This is a genomic window from Oleiphilus sp. HI0079 (assembly GCF_001635105.1).
Genome location: NZ_LWFT01000696.1, coordinates 1 through 943 on the forward strand (window position 1 = coordinate 1; position 943 = coordinate 943).

The following is a 943-nucleotide window of genomic DNA, read 5'->3' on the forward strand; positions in this document are numbered from 1 at the left end:
CACAGACAAGACAAAACTGTTTGTTATCAATAGCCCGTCTAATCCGACTGGCATGGCTTACACACGTCAAGAGCTCAAAGAGATCGCTGACGTATTGTTACAGCACCCGCACGTCATGATTGCAACAGATGACATGTACGAGCATATTCTTTGGACCGACGAAGGATTCAACAACATATTAAATGTTTGTCCTGAGCTCTATGATCGAACATTTGTCCTAAACGGGGTTTCAAAGGCTTATAGCATGACGGGTTGGCGTATAGGGTATGCAGCAGGACCCGCTAAGGTAATCGGCGCAATGAAGAAGATTCAGTCGCAAAGCACCTCTAACCCAGCCTCCATTTCTCAAGCAGCCGCCACAGCAGCGCTCACTGGAGACCAAAAATGTGTAGCCGACATGGTGGTAGAATTTAAAAAGCGTCACGACTTCCTAGTGGAAGCGCTCAACTCAATAAGTGGCGTTAAGTGCTTGCCTGGTGACGGTACGTTTTATGTGTTTCCAGACTTTAGCGACGCGATCGCTCAAAGCAGTGCCAAAAACGACGTCGAACTTGCTGAGCTGCTGCTATCAGAAGCTGGTGTTGCGCTAGTCCCAGGCTCTGCATTTGGGTCAGAGGGCTGCATGAGACTAAGTTTCGCTACCAGCATGGAGACCTTAGAAGCAGCCGTTGCAAGAATTAAGAAAGTTCTTGGATAAGCACTTGACCAAGGCGCGCTAGCTAATTAAGATACGCGCCTCTTTTGAGATTCCCCGATAGCTCAGTTGGTAGAGCAACGGACTGTTAATCCGTGGGTCGCTGGTTCGAGCCCAGCTCGGGGAGCCAATCTCAACACCCCTCTTTGTATACAACGAATCCGTGGCAAACTCGATGACTTTGCCTAGTTCGAGCACAGCTCGGGGAGCCAATCTCCACACCCCTCTTTGTATACAACGAATCCGTGG

At 49.3% G+C, this 943-nt stretch carries 1 protein-coding gene and 1 tRNA gene; both read left to right on the forward strand.

Annotated elements, in window-relative coordinates; genetic code table 11:
- A partial coding sequence (locus tag A3750_RS12710) for an aminotransferase class I/II-fold pyridoxal phosphate-dependent enzyme (RefSeq protein ID WP_156498565.1) occupies positions 1-697 on the forward strand: 697 nt, incomplete at its 5' end.
- A gap of 51 nt (positions 698-748) precedes the next feature.
- A tRNA-Asn gene (locus tag A3750_RS12715) sits at positions 749-824 on the forward strand.
- Positions 825-943 lie beyond the last annotated feature (119 nt).